The organism is uncultured Marivita sp. (assembly GCF_947488135.1).
Taxonomy (GTDB): Bacteria; Pseudomonadota; Alphaproteobacteria; order Rhodobacterales; family Rhodobacteraceae; genus Marivita.
This window is the reverse complement of sequence record NZ_CANKYW010000001.1, coordinates 21,316-38,029: the sequence shown is the minus strand read 5'-3', so window position 1 is coordinate 38,029 and position 16,714 is coordinate 21,316. Positions and strand designations below refer to the sequence as shown.

Here is a 16,714-nt window from a genome sequence, read left to right as displayed (position 1 = left end):
CAGTGATATGAACTTGCCGCAACGCAGCATCGACTTCTAGAAAATTCTGCTTTGCTCGCTGTTCAAGTAGCGGCCAGCGTCGAACTTGCTCAAAAAACGGTCAGTCTTTCGGCGAAGGGTCAAAAACGCGGCCATCGAAAAACGAATTGGGCAAAAGGGTCAGTTGACCGCGTGCCGAGGCAACCGGAGTCTCCAGCCGAATCGATCCTTCGACCTTTTCCGACGCACCCGGGAAATCACTCCCGGTCGGCGCGATGTGCCTTCGGTTCAGATCGGCACGGAAAACATGTGCGACGGAATCGTGTTCGACGTTGTGCGACCGGCCTAATCTATGCGCTATCCATTTGGCTTGGCTGCGCCACGGAAAGGTTGCAGCGCCGGCGTGGAATTCCACGAAATGCGGAACGTGACGTTGTTCGCCGCGGGAGGTCACGGTCAGGTTGCCTGACAGAGCACGGTCGATGAGTTCAGGCGACACATCCAGATATTCCTTCCGCGACAGGAGCTCTGACGCCGTGGTTCGGGTTTCCGGTCGGCTCAGCCAGCGTCCGGCGTGCCAGACCGCCCGCATGAGGCGCCCCAGCAGGTTCGGCTCGGTTTCCGCCCAGTCGGTGCGAACCGCCAGCACTTTCTCCGGAGCGAATTGCCAGATCGCGTGTCCCGGCAAAAGCAAGGCACCGGCCCCTTGATCGACAGCAACCGATCCCCACGGCTCCCCGACGCAGAACGCGTCGACATCGCCTGCGGCCAAAGCATCGGCCATGAGAGGAGGCGGCACAGTCCTGATTTCGATCCCATCCGCGCCCAGTGCGGTATTTTCACACCAATAGCGTAAAAGCTCGACATGCATCGAGAATGGAAACGGCACGCCGAACGTCAACGGCTTGCTGCACACCCTCGACAGTGCATCCGATGCAGCAACGGGATCGGTAAAGTCGAAGCCGAAACCAGCGTCCCTTAGCTTTTCTTCGATCTCGCGTGAGACGCCGATTACATTTCCATTCACCGACAGAACAGACACAGCGGACAATGGCGTTGTGACGCCACCCAAACCCATCGCCATCGCGATGGGCACAGGGGACAGCAGGTGGGCCGCATCTACCCGCCCGAAGGCCAGCATATCGCGGACCGAAGACCACGAGGGGGCGGCGATCAGGTCGAGCGAAATCCCCTCGGACTCGGCAAAACCCATCTCACGCGCGACGATGAGAGGTGCTGCATCCACCAGCGGAACATAAGCGACGGGAAGCGTGACAGTCTTCATCCAAGAAGCCCCGACGCTGTGACAAGCGCTTCGGCCACGTCCGCCAAACGACGCCCCTGATCCATCGCCGTTTTGCGCAAGAGCGCATAAGCCGCGCCTTCGTCGATCCCCTTGGCTTTCATCAGGAGACCTTTGGCGCGGTCGATCACCTTTCGCTCTTCCAAGGCACGGCGTGTCTCGGCCAGCTCGTTGCGCATCTGACGCACCATCCGGAACCGCGCGATAGCCGTGTCCATCACGGGCTTGATCCGTTCCGCCGACAATCCATCAACGACATATGCCGACACACCGGCCTCGATCGCCGTCTGCGCCAAACCGCCCGCAGCACCGGAAACGAACATGGCCACAGGACGGTCCAGTGGCCCGGACGCCAAGGTCAGCTCCTCAAGCATATCCCGGGTTGGATGATCGATGTCGATAAGAACGATATCCGGCGCGAATTCCGCGATCTTCCGTGCAAGCCCGCTTGTGTTTCCGATGACATGGACATTGCAGTCTGCGCCGTTCTTCAGCGCATCCACAATCGCAATCGCACGATCGCGATCCTCTTCAACGACAACAACGGTTAGTTGGCTTGGCATGTTTTCCGTTTGGCGATCCGAAATTCGGAGAACAACCTGAAAAACAGTTGTGAAACTGTTACATGATGCTTTCTTTGGAAAACCGGAATTTGGCGCTCAATTCTTGTGCATCAAGCTTTTTGCTCGCGCCTTCGAAGACCACTTGTGGAAGCCTCGCGTTTTTCGTTGCTGATGCGGACACACTTTCAATGAATGCCGCAATGGCAGCCTTCAACTCCTTCTCGCTTCGTGTGCGTTCCATCTCCAGGACGTGGCGCTATCTGGATATTCTCCGGGGCCCCAAGGTGTGCTGCCACGGGGCTACTCTGCGCTCTATGCGCACCAAGCAGGCAATGCGCCGCTCATCGGCTCGATTGATGTTAAGGAAAACAGTTTTGTCCTTGAGCCTTCGATCAACCCGGCGGACACTGACATCATGAATGCGCCGCCGAAACTTGTAGTCTTCTCCGATCTCGACGGCACGCTTTTGGATCATGACACCTATCAATGGACCGCCGCGCGCCCCGCACTGGACAGGTTGGCGTCAATGGGGATTCCGGTCGTCCTCGCCAGCAGCAAGACGGCCGCAGAGATCCGGTTGCTTCAAGCCGACATGAGCCTGACGCAGCACCCGGCGATTGTCGAAAACGGGTCGGGGATCATCGGGCTGGATGGTGAAAACCAAACGCCGACCTACACCAAGCTGCGTAGGCAGATCGAGGCCTTGCCCGATCGCCTCAGTCGCCGGTTCCGCGGCTTCGGGGATATGGATGCCGCCGAGGTGGCAGCAGTAACCGGATTGTCACTGGACGCAGCGTGTCGCGCGAAGGCGCGGGATTTCTCGGAGCCCGGTCTCTGGTCAGGTGACGAAGACGACCTCGGTCAATTTCAAGATGTCCTGTCCGCTCACGGTATCAATGCCCAGCAAGGCGGGCGATTTCTGACCCTGTCCTTCGGTCGGACAAAGGCGGATGCGATGAACACCATTGTCGCGGCATTGAAGCCCGAAAAAACGATGGCGCTTGGCGATGCCCCGAACGACATCGACTTGCTGCAAGCCGCCGACTTTGGCGTGCTTGTCGCCAATCCACACCGCCCGCCCCTTCCCGAATTGCCTGGCGAAGAACAGGGTCGGATCATCCGAACGACGCAAGCCGGTCCGACAGGCTGGAACACAGCCGTCAACGCCTATCTCGACATGCTGAATGAACACGTAGGACACAACTCTCATGGTTGATTTTCATCAGAACGGAAACATCGCAACGCTGCACAATTTGCGCACCCGTTCTCTTGAGGAGATGAGCTACGAACTCGAGACCTTTGCACAGACACGCAAGATGTCCCTGATCCTGCCCTGTCTGTATTCAGAGCTCGAAACCGAAGCGATGCCCAAGATCCTTTCGGACTTGGCGAAGGTCACGTACCTGCACCGCATAATCATCGGACTGGATCGCGCAACCGAAGATCAATTTCGCCACGCCAAAACCTTTTTCGAAGGGCTGAACCAGAACCATATCGTGATCTGGAATGACAGCCCGCGTATGTTGGCTTTGGGCAACCGCCTGGAACAGATGGGTTTGTCGCCAGCGGAACAGGGCAAAGGCAAGAATGTCTGGACCTCCATTGGCTACCTGATCGGTTGTCAGGACAGTGCCGTCATGGCGATCCACGACTGCGATATCCTGACATATACCAACGAGTTGCTGGCCCGGCTGATCTATCCCGTGGCCAACCCGACTTTCCCTTATCAGGTGGCCAAAGGCTATTACGCACGTATCGGATCAGAGAAACTCAACGGCCGGGTCACTCGCCTGTTGGTCAGCCCTCTTCTGATCGCGCTCAAAAGGGTGATCGGGGATCGCGATTATATCGACTACCTGCGCAGTTTTCGGTATCCGCTTTCGGGCGAATTCGCGATGCGAACCAATATACTGCCCGATTTGCGCATCCCATCCGATTGGGGGCTAGAAATCGGCGTTTTGTCCGAGGCGTGGCGCAACCTTGCGCCGAAAGCGGTGTGTCAGGTGGAGATCGCGGATGCCTATGACCACAAGCACCAAGCGCTTAGTCCCGAAGACGCCCAGAACGGCCTGAACCGCATGTCTACGGACATCTGCAAGGCGATTTTCCGAAAGCTTGCCGCCGATGGCACGGTATTCACGACAAATGTGTTTAGAACGCTCAAGGCCACATATTACCGAAGCGCGCTTGACCTGCTGGATGCGTATTACAGCGATGCCCAGATGAACGGTTTGACGCTGGATCGCCACTCAGAGGAAGCGTCGATAGAGTTGTTCGCCGAAAACATCATGCGGGCCGGACAGACATTTCTCGACAACCCGCACGAAACTCCTTTCATCGCAACGTGGAACCGCGTTCACGCCGCTGACCCTGATTTTCTTCGGGACATGCAGGCGGCAGCCATTGCGGATACGAGGGATTATCAGTGACCCGTGTTGCTGATCCAACGGCATTGATACGGAGCCAGGATCACGTCGTCATCTGGGATCGCGTCCCCTGACAGCAGGTCGCGCCAGTCTTCGTCTGCAATAATGTTCAAGGATGTCACGGGCACAGTCACCCTTTCCTTGCTGACGTTGTGCAACGCGAAAATGGACTGCTGGCGATCCAGGCTCTGCCGCCACACTCCGAATATTCGATCGTCACCGGTTCTGACTGTGAATTGTGTGGCGTTTGGATGGAAGGCGGATTGCCTTTGACGGATGGTCAGTCTGCGTTTCAACGCCGCCAGAACCCTCGCATGGACGGAGTCGGGCTGATCCAGATGCATCCGCAGCGTGTCGTAATCCCAACGGTGGCGGTTGATGGCACGGTTCATCCCGCGCCGCTCTACAGCCTCCGTATCGTTCGGCGTGGCCAGCAGCGAGTGGATGTAAAAGGCAGGGATCCCTTCGAGCGACATCACGATGGTCTGCGAACAGAGAAACCGGTCGATGTGGTACTGATCCGGCCCATCAAAAGTCCGGCTTAGCGCCGCGAAATAGGTCGTGTTCAGCTCATAGGGAGATTCCCCACCGTCAGGAAGAGCGCGCATCGACACAAGGCCCCCGGATGCCTTCACGCTTGCGATCATCGCCTCTTGATCTTCGGTGGAAAGCAGACCTTCTGCCGGACGCATCCCGATCCCATCATGGCTCGCCGTGAAGTTCAGGTAAGCACAGCCAAGCGGCGCGGGAGGCATGGATCGCTGCCACTTATCAAGATTTTCCGCAGTCCCCGATAACAATGCGTGCAAGATCAACGGCGGTAGCGGGAAGTTGTAAATGACATGCGCCTCGTCGCGTTTGCCAAAGTAGCTCAGGTTCTCGGCCTTGGGCACATTGGTTTCGGTCAACAGGACGATGGGCTCTACCGCGTAGTCACAGAGCAGCCGGATCAGTTTCACAATCGCATGCGTCTGTGGCAGGTGGATGGACGGCGAACCGACCTCCTTCCATAGGAAAGCCACTGCATCCAAGCGGATGATCTGAACACCATTGTCGATATGCGTGCGGATCGTCCGCAGGAATTCCAGCAGAACCTCCGGGTTGCGGAAATCCAGATCAATCTGGTCATGACTGAAAGTACACCAGACATACCGAGGCCCGTTTTTGGTTTCCACCTTCTGCAACAGAGGAGTTGTCCGGGGACGCACCACCATGCTCAGATCATCCTCGGGGCGGGCCTCGAAGAAGAACCGGTCGTAGGGTGTCTGACCCTGAAGGTACGCGTTGAACCACGTTCCCTGGCTCGAAACATGGTTCAGAACCAGATCCGACATCAGTTTGAAATCCGCCGAGATCCGGTTGATATCGGCCCAGTCCCCCAGTTGTGGATTGACAGACAGATAGTCGGTGACGGCAAAGCCATCGTCTGATGTGAACGGGAAAAACGGCAGGATGTGGACGCCATTGATGACGCCGCGCAGGTATCGGTGCAAAAAGTCGTTCAGCAGATCGAGCGGTTTATGTACCCCGTCGATAATGGAATTTCCGTAAGTGATGACCAATGCATCACCTTGCGACCAGAGCGCGTTGCCCGGTTTGCGTGCACGTTTGCGGCGCTGCGTGCCATCCGGCCAAAACGCATCAATGACCTTTGACGTCAGAATGTCAGCGTCGATGTCGGGATAGATTTCGCTCACCTTCGCGGCGAGCGACCGGCTGACCGCCGGAGTTTTCTCTTTGTGCCGAACTTCTTGACCCATGGTTAAAACAATCACGGCTGACCAGCCGTTTCAAATATTTCACTCAATTCCGCCAATTGCAGCCTCAGCGCGGCTCGAGTTGCCTGAAATTGGGGCATAGTCTTCCTTCGTCTTGCGGTAAGTTGGCAAAAGTCGCCGCTTGCGACCTCGCCAAGGGCAAATTAGCCGAATTTTCGTTTTTCTATCGGTGAGTTAAGTCGGTTTTTTTGATGCCGCCACTGGCACCCACGGACTCTTGCAAAAAGCTCTCAGGTCACCACAGTGCTCCCGATCCGGCCCATTGCACATCCGCTTGCCGGTATGGGTGATCTGGTGGATGAACGCCTGACGCGTTCGATCGAGATCGTTGCCAAGGGCTATGGCCTCGACCGTCTGCCCGAGCGTCGGAGATCTTTGATCGGTCCTTCCTGCCACCTGCCGACACGCGCACTTTCGAAGTGACGCTCAACTAAGCCACGCAACACACATGCGCCAAGGTTCCGGCCTTGGCGTATGTTTTCTGTCTGGGGATCGCGGACTCATGACCAGAACTCTGATCCAAGGCGCACAGGTTCTTATTGAGAACGACCACTTCGCAGATGTCTCGCTCCTGATCGAAAACGACCAGATCGCGGCCATCCTTCCCCAAGGCGAAACCGTGGCCGATGCCAAGCCGCTCGACGCCACCAGGCGCATCGTCATTCCCGGCCTTGTCAACGGTCACACCCATTCGCACGGCGCATTGGCGCGCGGCGGAGTGCCGGACGACGCCATTCTCGAAACCTTCCTGTCCGGCTCGGCCTGGTTGAACCTAGGACGAAGCCTGGATGATCTTGCGCTGTGTGCGCAGTTGTCTGCCGTCGAACTGATCCGCAAAGGCTGCACCGCCTGTTTCGATCTGTTCATCGAACTGCCCGGCCCGACGGTTGAGGGCACCCATGCCGTGGCGCACGCGTATCACGATGTGGGCTTGCGCGCTGTTGTGGCTCCGATGATAGCAGACCAGACAATCTATCAGGCCCTGCCCGGTTTGCTTGAAGCGTTTGACGGCCCGCTGAAAGACGCGGTCGCTGCGATGACCCTGCCCGATTGGGACAGCACGATGCAACACGTCCGACGGGCAAAACATGTTCGAAGCGATGCGCCTTGCCGCCACGCTCAGCCGGGCGCACACCATCGACAGCGACCAGTGGATCCGCACGACCGAGGCGTTCGACATGGCGACACGTGGCAGCGCGCGGTTGTTGGGGTTCGATAAGGTGGGAATGATCGCCGAAGGCTGGGCCGCCGATCTGGTGCTCCTTGACCAAACCTACTGCCACTACACGCCGCAGCGCACGACGCTCGACCAGATCGTCTTTGCGGAAACCGGCGCAGCAGTGCGAGAGGTCATGATCGCCGGGCAGATGGTGTTCGCCGACGACCGTATCCTGACCGTTGACGAACCCGCCCTGCGCGCCCGCGCCATGTCCGCCGCCGACCGCATCACACACGCCAATGCGGACACCCGCATGATGAACGCCGCCGCGGCGCAGGTCGTCAAAGGCTTCTGCCACCGCCATTGCGCCGCGCATCTTAACTGACAAAACGAGGACCATATGGACCAGAAAACCGATCCCGCCGCCGCTGCCAAAGGCATCGTCGAAGCCTATTTGGAACGGTCGATGGTGCCCGACCCAGAGGGCGCGCGGGCCTATGTCTCGGATGATTTCGACATCACCTTCACCGGAGGCCGCAAGTTCACCGGCCCGGACCAGACCGCTGCCTTCAACGCCAAACGCTACAAATGGGTCAAAAAGAAATTCCTGCGCACCGATGCCACCTATGATCCGGCAACGGGGGATGTTCATGTTTACAACACGGGCTACCTTTACGGTGAATGGCATGACGGCACGACGTTCGAAACCAACCGCTACATGGACAGCTTTATCGTCCGCAACGGTCAGATCGTCAGCACCCATGTCTGGAACGACAGCGCTGAAATCCTGCTTCACAAGGCAGGCTTGTCCGAGGCCCCTTTATGATCCGACTGCCGACCCACGACCGTTACGACTACAGTGCGATCACGGATCGGCCTGACTATGATTGGCCCGGCGGCAAACGCCTCGCGGTCTATATCGGCCTGAACCTCGAACACTTCGCCTTTGGCGAGGGGTTGGGTGCGGAACTGGCTCCGGGTGGACCGCAGCCAGACGTTCTGAACTACGCGTGGCGCGATTACGGCAACCGGGTTGGCGCGTGGCGGATGCTCGATCTCTTTGAAACGATGGACCTGCCTGCCAGTGTGCTCGCCAATTCGGTGATGTACGACTACGCGCCCGACCTCATGGCCGCCTTCAGCGTACGCGGGGACGAAATCGTGGGCCATGGCCGGACGAACTCCGAACGCCAGAGCGTCTTGTCGACCGATGATGAAAGGGCCCTGATTGCCGAGGCAACCGAGGTTTTGACACAAGCCGAAGGCAAGGCCCCAAAAGGTTGGTTGTCCCCTTGGATCGCCGAGAGCCCGGTAACGCCGGATTTGCTCAAGGAGGTGGGATACACCTATACGCTCAACTGGTGCATGGACGATCAGCCCGTCTGGATGCGGACCGAGCATGGGCCGTTGTTGGCGATCCCCTATCCTCAGGAGGCGAACGACATTCCGTCCATCGTGGCCCGCAAGGATGGCGCGGCGGCGTTTGCCGATATCCTGATCGACACGTTCGATGAAATGCTGGAGCAATCCACGCAGCAGCCCTTGGTCATGGGCATCGCGCTGCATCCGTATCTGGTCGGTCAGCCTTACCGGCTTCGGCACTTGCGCCGGGCATTGCAGCATATCTGCGCGCGCCGTGACGAAATCTGGATCACGCGATCAGGTGCGATCTACGATTTCTGTGCGGACCATCCGGCCATCCCAAGACCTACGTAAACGAAAACATGGTCCGAGGCGGCCGGCTTATCCAGACGCATTCGACCGCGTTTGAAACCGATAGCGTCGTCGCGGTTAGATTGGATCATACGTCTCCAAAACGGCTTCGATCTCGGTCAAATACGCTTCGATCCGTTCGCGTGCGTCGGGCCACGCGGACTGCGAAAGCAACTTGGACAGCCGTGCTTCAATGTCAACCGAAAGGGACCCGAGACGGGCAAAACCAAGCGTCGGGGCGACCCCCGCAATCTTGTGCGCGCGCCCGGCGATTTCTTGGACCAAGTCCACTTGAACCCCATCCGTCTCGATCTGCTGCACGAGCGTTTCGATCTCAATGCAGCGTTGCGCGAGCCGGTCCAGAAATCTGCCGCGGATCAGAGCCAGTTGTGGGCTGAGATCCGAGACAGGTTGTCTCGGTACGTTCCTCTCACGCAAAACTTGCTTCCCGCATATGGAAGTCACGTGCCGCGAGGATCGCTTCGTCGATCAACCGCGATGGCGTCGTCAGGTTTGTCGCCCGGCATGTCATAGCGGGGCCAACGGAAACGATCGGCAGTCGCATGTGAAGCTCGTCGTAGACCCTTTGGAACTCCGCAATATAACCAAGGAGCTGATCACCAAAGCCGGCATTGTCGCGTTCGCGTCGCTTCGGAATGAGGCAGACAAAATCGCCACCGCCTTTGTAAGCGATCATCTTCGCGGAAAACGGGAGGCAATCCGATATGCACGTCGCGACATCGAGCATTACATCCCCAAAAATCGCTCCGCCTTCCATGTCATAGATCTCACGACCGTTGGTGACGTGAACGCCAACTGCAACCACCGAAAGAGCACGGAACAGGCCAAGGGCGTTCAGATAGTTCTCCATCGCGAGAACATCGATACCCCCATCGATACGCTTCATCGGGATGCTGTCGTGAAATCCGTAGGACGGTAGCGCAGTCGCAGAGCCGCTGCGGCCTGACGGTGCTGCCAGCGATTTCTGACGCTCTGAGACGATCATCTGCATGACGCCCAGGCGGCTTTTGATCTCGGTCTCGTCGATTGGCTTGGTCAGGTAATCCGTCGCTCCGGCGGCAAAGGCATCGTCGATGTATGACTTATCCGACATCACCGTGTTCATCAGGATCGGAACGTCCGCATAGCCCGGCTGCGCGCGAATGCGGCGACATAGTTCGATCCCGTTCATTTCGGGCATCTGGATATCCAGGATACAGCAGTCGAAACCAACCGTCGCATTTTCGATGAGGTCCAAGGCGTCGAAACCCGATGGTGCGGTCGTGACGTCTTTGTGTCCAAGTTGATTCAGGGTCTCAAGAAAGAGAGCCGCGAAAACCGGATCATCATCTACTGCCAGTATTTTCATTTTTTCCACCCCATGTTTTTAGCGATTAACAGCCCGATTTCTTTTGTCTTCTGCCACCTTGCTCACTGAATGCGTCACAAATTTGACGCGCGCCTGCATGACGCAACGCAATCTCAGGGTTACTGATGGATCGCCAAATTCTTTTGCTTGCTCCAAATCGATCTGATCTGCGAACCGAGTGTCATTGGATCGAAAGGTTTGGTGATCACGCCCAGCGCACCGCTTTCCAGAAGCTCTTTCGACATGGAATCTTCTGCCTTTGCCGTCATGAAGATGACCGGAATGTCCTTATGTCGATCAATCGACCGGATATGGCAGGAAAGTTCGGGGCCCGTCATGCCGGGCATCATGACATCCAGCAGCAAAAGTTGCGGCGCGACGGTGTCCAAAGAGTCCAGCGCCGCCGGGCCCGAACTGAACTGGTGAAGGTCGAAGCTGTCGACCAGTTGCAGGGCCATCCTTGCAATTTCAAGGATATCCTCGTCGTCATCGACGTGCAGGATCGTTTTCAGCTCTGGCATGTTTTCTCCCACCCTCAGCTTGCGTTACGCGACGGCTGACAGTTTTCCTGTCTGTTTCAGCGGTGCGGATTTTTCGAGATCGAAATAGAAGGTCGTTCCGCGTCCGACTTCCGTGTCAAAGGCAATACGCCCACCGTGCTTCTGGATGATCTCGCGACAGATCGTAAGTCCGAGACCCGTACTCGGGAAAGCTTTGCCCGGCGTGTTCTCGACCTGAATGAAGCTGTCGAAAAGCGTGCTGCGTGCGTGTTCCGGAATGCCTGGCCCCTTGTCTTCCACGCAGACGCGCCAAGCACTGTCCTGGTCTTCCAGCCGCAGGATAATCCCAGACCCGACCGGGGAAAACTTCGCCGCGTTCGACATCAGATTTGACATGACCTGCATCAAACGATCTGGATCGGCTTGGACCAACGCGGGTTTCGACGTTGTCTCAACGACGAATTTCACTTCACATTCGGCGGCGAATGGGGCAATCGCCTCCGCGGCTTCGTTGAGGATATCCCGGAGGTCGACATCTTTGGCGCGGATCGCCATTTTTCCGAAATGAAGCTCTTCTAGGGTGAGAATGTCGTTCACGATAGCAAGCAGACGTTCCGAATTGCGATGCGCCACACCGACGAGCTTTGATACGTCCGGTGTCAAATCCCCCATGACGCCGGATTCCAACAATCGCAAAGCGCCCTTGATGGATGTCAGCGGTGTCCTGAGCTCGTGGCTGACTGTTGAGACGGAGCTGAGTTTGAGCTGCTCCGCCTGTTTGCGGGCGCTGATATCCCGAACCACCGACACCAGCCTGCGCTTGCCGTCCACGTCTTCGACGAAATGCGTCAACACCTCGACTGGACCGCTGGCGTGGCTGAATTCAAAGACTGCGCGGCGTGTTTCACCATTGATCAAGGGCACGAGGTAACGCCGAAACAGCTTGAGATCGTCGTCGCTGAAAAGGCTCGTGACCGATTTGGCCGCATGGTCGTCCGACGCCCAGCCGACGCGCTGACGGAAACTCGCATTCCCGTAGTTGATCTCAAAAGACTCTGGATCGTAGATGAACACGCCGTCAGGAAGATCATCCACGACCGAGTTGCGGCCGGTTTCAACGCTTTCGGCAATCGCCTTGGACAAGTCAGTGCGGATCGACACAAATCCCGTGACCTCACCGAATTCGTTGACCTTGGGAAAAATTGAGGCCTGCACCATCACGCATTGACCCGATTTGGACACAAGGCGTTGCGATCCCGACCATGCCTGGCCGCTGAACACGGTTTCCATCAACTCCTCGTTCTGAGCTGTGTCACACCCGTGCCGATACAGAAGGCAGGACGGTTTGCCGACGATTTCATCGGCTGTATATCCAAACGTCTCGGTGAATTTCTCATTCACCGCGAGGATCTTGCCGTCGCTGCTGGTCACATTAACGATCGTGTGCTCAAGCAGCGCTTTTTCGTGGAGTTCGACCGCCAGCGAATTGGCCGCCATGCGAAGCGCTGTTTTCTTGCTGCGAAAGTAGTTCATGACGCCACTGGCCGTAGCGGCGAACAAGAGAATAAAGCCCGTGGTCAACGTAAGGCTGTCCTTTTGCACAGCCACGTTGGTCACCGCCATGAACCCGACAATCAGAATAGTGAGGACAATCGCCGCCACGATATAATACTCGATTGAATTTCCGCTGTTATCGTGAGCGATGGTTTTCTTCATGACGTGCCCCAAACACCGATTAGTGTCGTGATTGCCGCGACGTTACTGTGGCATTCGCTGGGCAACCTGCCGTGCAAATCCGGCGCGAATGCGGCGTCAAAAAAATAAAAACAAGGTAAATTTCGTGCGACCCCGTGTCAGGCCGCCTGTTCGCTTTGCCCGCTGAAGGCAAAAAGCTTGAGGCAGAAAACGCTTCCGGTTCCTTTCTGGCTCTGCACTTCGAGCGTTCCACCGTGCAGCTCGGCCAGTTCTTTCGAGATTGGCAAGCCAAGCCCGACACCACCATGCTGCCGGGCGGTCGACATATCGAGTTGGCCGAAACGACTGAAGATCACGTCAATTTCTTCGCGGCTCAATCCATCGCCATTGTCTTCGATTTCCGCGCGGACTGTTTCTCCGTCGTTGCTCAAACGGACTTTGACCGTTCCTGTCTTCGAAAACTTGATGGCGTTGCCAATCAGGTTGAACAGGATCTGCTTGATCCGCTGCGGATCCGCGTAAACACTGCTCGCCTGTCCGATCAACGCGACGTCCAAACCTTTCTTTTCTGCAACGGGTTTGAGTTCTTGAATGACGGCCTCGCTGATTTGACGGAGCGATACAACCTCACGCTCAAGCTTGAGAGTCCCCTGTTCGATTGCAGCAAGATCCAGGATTCCGTTGATCAAGGTCATCAGGTGCTGACCCGAGGCATCGATCTGCTTTGAAAAGCGCTGCACGTCGTTGCAAAAGTCATCAAGCGCGTTTTCGATCTGCGCGATGTCCCCTTCAGCAGTCTTCGCTTGAAGCGCTTTGAACGTCGGCAGGACTTTCGGATTGGACAGAAAGGCGTTGTAGCCCAGCACAACTGTGAGAGGCGTGCGCAGTTCGTGACTGACCGCATTGAGAAAATTGGTCTTTACGGCGTTCGCCGACTCGGCCTTTTCGAGCGCTGCCTTGAGCATCGTGATGTCCACCCGAAATCCAACCGTGTTTCCGCTTGGAGTACGCCTCTCGACCACACGAAGCCAACGTCCATCGTCCAGTCTCTGCTCCATCGGGGTGCCGTACGACTTGTGAAGCTCGAGGCGATGTTTCAACCACTCCTCCTCGCGGCCAATAGCATCTTTGTACTGGCCATTGTTCAGCCCATGACGAAGGATGTCTTCGAAGCGTTCCCCGACGATCATTGCATCGGCGGAACTCTTGTAGATCTCCTTATACCGCTGATTGCAAAGCACCAGTCGGTCGTCACTGTCATAGATCGCGAAGCCATCCTCCAGGGCCTCGACCGCTTCCATCAATTGTGTTTCGGCCTTTTCCTTGCGTTCGACGCTCCAATCGAAGGCGCGAAGGGTGAGCATGGCGACCACAGCAAAAGCTCCGACGATCGCCCAAATGGCAGCGGACGCCGGTGATGTTTTGGCCCATCCAAGCCGTGGGGCCATCGAAATCGTCCACTCGATCCCGTTCCGCTCTACGCTGGTCAGGATCGGATCAAGGTCCGCCAAGCCGGGCGCGCCGAAGACCAATTGCCCCTCGGCGTCCTGGACTGAAATCACCAGGTCCGTATCAGGTCCGAAAAAACCCGTGGATGTGAACATGCCATACTTGTCGATCACCAAAGAGATGACACCCCACAAGCTTTCGGCTTGTTCGACTGTATCAACGAAGACCGGGCTTCGGGCGATGAAACCCTCCCCACCCTGAACCAGGGGAAATGGACCATCGATGATCGTTCTGTCCGCAGCGACTGCCCTGTCGATCGCCACCATAAATTCGGGGCGCGAACTGAGATCCAAACCTATGGCCGCTTCGTTCGGTTGAACCGGATAGACGTAGTCAATGACCATATCCGGAGCTACGGCCAAGTTCAGGACGGCTTCATCGTTTTCCAACAAGACCTCGGCCGTCCGGCTGAATTCGGCGAAGGTCAGATTGGGGTCCGCTTCAAATACAGCCGCAATCCCTTCGATGATCAGGATCTTTTCATTGAGTGCTGTTTCGAGCGCCGAAGCCAAGGCGCGGTTTGATTGGCTCACCTGCGCGCGCTGATCGACCACATGCTGCCGTGCGTCTAGAACGTTCAACAGAACGCCGACCGCGATGGCAGCTACAACGATCAATGCATATTTGGAGAGGATTTGAGGCATGGCACTTTCGCAATGAGTGACGTCGGGTGGCTTGGGCTTGAACACATCACTGGTCACTGAGGCCGTATAACCAATGAAACGCCGTTGCCGAGAAGTTGAAGAGTGGCGTCGCGTCAGAAAGTCGTTTTTTGCTATCTGTGGTTAACTTACAGCAGCACCGCTGTACATCCACCCACGATTGCCGTCGGAAAGATTGCGGCACTCATAGGTTGATTGGTTGCGAAAAGGTCACGCTTTTTGCTGGAGCAAGCGGTTGAAACTCATCGAAATATGCGCCCGCTGGATTTGAGCGACCGCGACAAGGTCACCGGAGTCGAGCGCGATCCGGATCGATTCAAGCTCGTGCAGGAATATGCGGAATTCTTCGTTTAGCTCCAGTTGAGACTGAAGGGCCCGGACAAGCCACAGACGTTTCGTCTTGTAGTACAACCGCACCAGAACCTCTCTCAGTGGTTCGTTTGCCGTCAACTCGAGCAAAGTGCGGAACACATCCATATCGAGGATAGTGAACGTCCGTGGCGTGCCATCTGCGACCATCCCTTCCGCCCGTTCGATCAGCGCCTGCCATCGGCGCATGAACGCTGCATCCGGCATGATCGGATCCAATTTGCCGGTTAAAGCGGTCAACTCCATGCGCAACCGATATGCTTGTTGCAGTTCCGTGATATCGGCATCCGTCACCAAGGTTCCGACACCGTGCACGGATTGCACCAGCCCCTCCTCTTCCAAGCGCGCCAGCACGCGGCGCACCGGCGTTCGACTGGTTCCGAACTCCTCTGCGAGGGCGGTTTCCGACAGTTGAGACCCCGGCAAGTAGTCCAAGAGACAGATGCGCTGACGAATTTCGAAATGCATCGCCGCGTGGCGGTCTTTTCCGGTCAGCGAAGCGTTGTCGCGCGTATCAGACACGCAGACGATTCCCGAGGCGTTCCAACATGCCAAGACATTGCGCAAGCTGGTCCAAGGCTACGAATTCGTCAGCCTTATGCGCCTGCTCGATAGAGCCGGGTCCGCAGACCACGACATCCGTACCCAGCGCTTGGAACAATCCGGCTTCCGTTCCGAAGGCGACGACGTCGCTGCTGTTGGCACCGGTCAATTCCGAAATGATGCGTCGCGCTTCGTTTTCATCCGTTGGCATCAATCCAACGACCTCGCCGATCACATCGGTGGTGATGAAGGCATCCGGGTGAATGGCCTGCATCTTGGGCAGCAGCTCGGTCTCGCAATACTGCCGAAGACTATCCTTGACGAATTCGGCATCACCCGGCTGCACCGGACGCATCTCCCATTCGACGGTCGCGGACGGCGCGATCACATTATGGGCGATGCCCCCCACGACTGAGCCGACATTGACCGTTGTCCAAGGCGGATCGAACGGCGACCCCTTCGGCGCGCGTGCGCGCAAAGCGTCCTTGAGCCCAAGCAAGTGGTTTACGTAGCGCACTGCGTATTCCACAGCGTTGACCCCGTGATCGGGAAGGGATCCGTGCCCGGCAAGCCCGTTGAAACGGGTCGTGTATTCGTTGCATCCCTTGTGGCCATCTATGATCCGCATCTCGGTGGGTTCACCGATCACAGCAACGCCGGGCGTCAAATCACGTTCCGCAAGCGTCTCGACGAGATGTCGCGCGCCCATGCACCCGACTTCCTCGTCGTAGGTGAACGCAAAATGCACCGGTCTGTCGCGCACGCATTCTGCAAAGTGCGGTGCCATCGCGAGCGTTGCCGCAATAAACCCCTTCATGTCGCAGGCGCCACGGCCGTAGAGCAGACCGTCGTCTTGATCCATTTGAAACGGGTCGCGAGTCCACGCCTGATCGGCCACGGGCACCACGTCGCTGTGACCCGACAAAACGATACCGCCGTTGCGATCCGGACCAAGCGTTGCAAACAGGTTCGCTTTAGTGCCGCAAGGTGACGACATAACATCACACCGCGCGCCCGCCTCTTCGAGAAGGCCCGCCATATGCAGGATCATGTCGAAATTGCTATCCGCCGAGATGGTGGGAAAGGCGATGAGATCCCCGAGGATTTCCGTTGTTCGCTGGAGGTGATCCACTTCTCTCGCCCCTT

Annotated in this window: 18 protein-coding genes; 7 read left to right on the top strand and 11 right to left on the bottom strand. The window is 57.2% G+C overall.

The features are described from left to right. Positions 1-100: 100 nt before the first annotated feature. Genes Q1B16_RS00175 through Q1B16_RS00165 form a run of 3 tightly spaced genes read right to left on the bottom strand, consistent with a single transcriptional unit; the run spans position 101 to position 2,086 of the window. Positions 101-1,264: a CmpA/NrtA family ABC transporter substrate-binding protein gene (locus Q1B16_RS00175; RefSeq protein ID WP_299783764.1), complete on the bottom strand. Its 1,164-nt coding sequence runs from the start codon at positions 1,262-1,264 to the stop codon at positions 101-103. After that, the gene (locus tag Q1B16_RS00170; protein WP_299783762.1) at positions 1,261-1,845 is read right to left on the bottom strand and encodes an ANTAR domain-containing protein; all 585 of its coding nucleotides are present in this window, start codon (positions 1,843-1,845) and stop codon (positions 1,261-1,263) included. The genes Q1B16_RS00175 and Q1B16_RS00170 overlap by 4 nt, the downstream gene beginning before the upstream one ends. A gap of 58 nt (positions 1,846-1,903) precedes the next feature. Continuing rightward, a complete protein-coding gene (locus Q1B16_RS00165) occupies positions 1,904-2,086 on the bottom strand; it encodes a hypothetical protein (RefSeq protein ID WP_299783761.1) in 183 nt (60 codons plus the stop codon). A 45-nt stretch (positions 2,087-2,131) separates the two neighbouring features. On the opposite strand from Q1B16_RS00165, the gene Q1B16_RS00160 reads away from it, so the two are divergent. Both Q1B16_RS00160 and Q1B16_RS00155 read left to right on the top strand, forming a co-directional pair. Further along, complete coding sequence (locus Q1B16_RS00160; RefSeq protein ID WP_366140117.1) at positions 2,132-3,061, top strand: HAD-IIB family hydrolase; 930 nt, start codon at positions 2,132-2,134, stop codon at positions 3,059-3,061. Then, positions 3,054-4,274 carry a glycosyl transferase gene (locus tag Q1B16_RS00155; RefSeq protein ID WP_299783759.1) on the top strand — a complete coding sequence of 407 codons (1,221 nt, stop codon included), beginning with the start codon at positions 3,054-3,056 and terminating at the stop codon, positions 4,272-4,274. The genes Q1B16_RS00160 and Q1B16_RS00155 overlap by 8 nt, the downstream gene beginning before the upstream one ends. On the opposite strand, the gene Q1B16_RS00150 is transcribed toward Q1B16_RS00155, so the two are convergent. Then, entirely contained in the window at positions 4,268-6,031 is a 1,764-nt protein-coding gene (locus tag Q1B16_RS00150) for a sugar phosphorylase (RefSeq protein ID WP_299783757.1), read from the bottom strand. The two genes, Q1B16_RS00155 and Q1B16_RS00150, sit on opposite strands and share 7 nt — an antisense overlap. A gap of 261 nt (positions 6,032-6,292) precedes the next feature. On the opposite strand from Q1B16_RS00150, the gene Q1B16_RS00145 reads away from it, so the two are divergent. The 5 genes from Q1B16_RS00145 (at position 6,293) to Q1B16_RS00125 (ending at position 8,924) form a co-directional block, all read left to right on the top strand. Next, the gene (locus Q1B16_RS00145) at positions 6,293-6,472 is read left to right on the top strand and encodes a hypothetical protein (RefSeq protein WP_299783755.1); all 180 of its coding nucleotides are present in this window, start codon (positions 6,293-6,295) and stop codon (positions 6,470-6,472) included. Between the two features lie 79 nt (positions 6,473-6,551). Continuing rightward, positions 6,552-7,268, top strand: coding sequence for an amidohydrolase family protein (locus Q1B16_RS00140; protein WP_299783753.1), 717 nt, complete (start codon positions 6,552-6,554; stop codon positions 7,266-7,268). Further along, the gene (locus Q1B16_RS00135) at positions 7,150-7,593 is read left to right on the top strand and encodes an amidohydrolase family protein (protein ID WP_299785940.1); all 444 of its coding nucleotides are present in this window, start codon (positions 7,150-7,152) and stop codon (positions 7,591-7,593) included. Before Q1B16_RS00140 ends, Q1B16_RS00135 begins: the two co-directional genes overlap by 119 nt. 15 nt (positions 7,594-7,608) lie before the next feature. Next, entirely contained in the window at positions 7,609-8,034 is a 426-nt protein-coding gene (locus Q1B16_RS00130; RefSeq protein WP_299783751.1) for a nuclear transport factor 2 family protein, read from the top strand. Beyond that, complete coding sequence (locus Q1B16_RS00125) at positions 8,031-8,924, top strand: polysaccharide deacetylase family protein (protein ID WP_299783749.1); 894 nt, start codon at positions 8,031-8,033, stop codon at positions 8,922-8,924. The genes Q1B16_RS00130 and Q1B16_RS00125 overlap by 4 nt, the downstream gene beginning before the upstream one ends. Positions 8,925-8,999: 75 nt before the next feature. Here the strand turns inward: Q1B16_RS00125 and Q1B16_RS00120 are convergent, their stop codons facing one another. From Q1B16_RS00120 to argE, 7 genes are all read right to left on the bottom strand, one after another. Beyond that, positions 9,000-9,386 carry an Hpt domain-containing protein gene (locus tag Q1B16_RS00120; protein ID WP_299783747.1) on the bottom strand — a complete coding sequence of 129 codons (387 nt, stop codon included), beginning with the start codon at positions 9,384-9,386 and terminating at the stop codon, positions 9,000-9,002. Next, positions 9,352-10,290 carry a response regulator gene (locus Q1B16_RS00115; RefSeq protein ID WP_299783745.1) on the bottom strand — a complete coding sequence of 313 codons (939 nt, stop codon included), beginning with the start codon at positions 10,288-10,290 and terminating at the stop codon, positions 9,352-9,354. The genes Q1B16_RS00120 and Q1B16_RS00115 overlap by 35 nt, the downstream gene beginning before the upstream one ends. A 119-nt stretch (positions 10,291-10,409) precedes the next feature. After that, positions 10,410-10,811, bottom strand: coding sequence for a response regulator (locus tag Q1B16_RS00110; RefSeq protein WP_299783743.1), 402 nt, complete (start codon positions 10,809-10,811; stop codon positions 10,410-10,412). Positions 10,812-10,835: 24 nt separating this feature from the next. After that, positions 10,836-12,506, bottom strand: coding sequence for a PAS domain-containing sensor histidine kinase (locus Q1B16_RS00105; RefSeq protein WP_299783741.1), 1,671 nt, complete (start codon positions 12,504-12,506; stop codon positions 10,836-10,838). Positions 12,507-12,643: 137 nt separating this feature from the next. Further along, complete coding sequence (locus Q1B16_RS00100; protein ID WP_299783739.1) at positions 12,644-14,695, bottom strand: ATP-binding protein; 2,052 nt, start codon at positions 14,693-14,695, stop codon at positions 12,644-12,646. A 171-nt stretch (positions 14,696-14,866) separates the two neighbouring features. Beyond that, positions 14,867-15,547, bottom strand: a complete 681-nt coding sequence (locus tag Q1B16_RS00095) for a GntR family transcriptional regulator (RefSeq protein ID WP_299783737.1) — start codon at positions 15,545-15,547, stop codon at positions 14,867-14,869. Beyond that, positions 15,540-16,700: an acetylornithine deacetylase gene (gene argE / locus Q1B16_RS00090; protein ID WP_299783735.1), complete on the bottom strand. Its 1,161-nt coding sequence runs from the start codon at positions 16,698-16,700 to the stop codon at positions 15,540-15,542. The genes Q1B16_RS00095 and argE overlap by 8 nt, the downstream gene beginning before the upstream one ends. Positions 16,701-16,714 lie beyond the last annotated feature (14 nt).

Coding starts and splice junctions, on each gene's coding strand:
- Q1B16_RS00175 (WP_299783764.1), bottom strand. CDS start 1,264: ATGAAGACTGTCACGCTTCCCGTCGCTTATGTTCCGCTGGTGGATGCA.
- Q1B16_RS00170 (WP_299783762.1), bottom strand. CDS start 1,845: ATGCCAAGCCAACTAACCGTTGTTGTCGTTGAAGAGGATCGCGATCGT.
- Q1B16_RS00165 (WP_299783761.1), bottom strand. CDS start 2,086: ATGGAACGCACACGAAGCGAGAAGGAGTTGAAGGCTGCCATTGCGGCA.
- Q1B16_RS00155 (WP_299783759.1), top strand. CDS start 3,054: ATGGTTGATTTTCATCAGAACGGAAACATCGCAACGCTGCACAATTTG.
- Q1B16_RS00150 (WP_299783757.1), bottom strand. CDS start 6,031: ATGGGTCAAGAAGTTCGGCACAAAGAGAAAACTCCGGCGGTCAGCCGG.
- Q1B16_RS00140 (WP_299783753.1), top strand. CDS start 6,552: ATGACCAGAACTCTGATCCAAGGCGCACAGGTTCTTATTGAGAACGAC.
- Q1B16_RS00135 (WP_299785940.1), top strand. CDS start 7,150: ATGCGCCTTGCCGCCACGCTCAGCCGGGCGCACACCATCGACAGCGAC.
- Q1B16_RS00130 (WP_299783751.1), top strand. CDS start 7,609: ATGGACCAGAAAACCGATCCCGCCGCCGCTGCCAAAGGCATCGTCGAA.
- Q1B16_RS00125 (WP_299783749.1), top strand. CDS start 8,031: ATGATCCGACTGCCGACCCACGACCGTTACGACTACAGTGCGATCACG.
- Q1B16_RS00115 (WP_299783745.1), bottom strand. CDS start 10,290: ATGAAAATACTGGCAGTAGATGATGATCCGGTTTTCGCGGCTCTCTTT.
- Q1B16_RS00110 (WP_299783743.1), bottom strand. CDS start 10,811: ATGCCAGAGCTGAAAACGATCCTGCACGTCGATGACGACGAGGATATC.
- Q1B16_RS00105 (WP_299783741.1), bottom strand. CDS start 12,506: ATGAAGAAAACCATCGCTCACGATAACAGCGGAAATTCAATCGAGTAT.